This window comes from Prevotella sp. HJM029 (genome assembly GCF_000599605.1).
Classification (GTDB): domain Bacteria; phylum Bacteroidota; class Bacteroidia; order Bacteroidales; family Bacteroidaceae; genus Prevotella.
Genome location: NZ_AZHT01000011.1, coordinates 1 through 243 on the forward strand (window position 1 = coordinate 1; position 243 = coordinate 243).

Consider the following 243-nt stretch of genomic DNA (forward strand, 5'->3'; position numbering starts at 1 on the left):
CATGTGTTTTTGAAAGTCCGACATATCTTGCTATTCCAGCACCAAACCATCTATGCATAGAACCAAAGGTACGTTCTACTTTGTAGCGTATCTTACTTATAGCAATGTTGATACGCTGCTGCCTTTCTGTAATTTCATGTCCTCTTGTTCCCTTATGCATGATACGACTTTTAAGTTTCATACGTTTGAGGGTTTCTTTGTTCTCCATCGAGTCATATCCTTTATCGGCATAGACAAGTGCTT

General features: G+C 39.1%; 1 protein-coding gene. It reads right to left on the reverse strand.

Annotated elements, in window-relative coordinates; translation table 11 throughout:
* Positions 1–243: transposase (locus X919_RS0101130; protein WP_216592145.1), on the reverse strand; the 243-nt coding region annotated here is incomplete at both ends.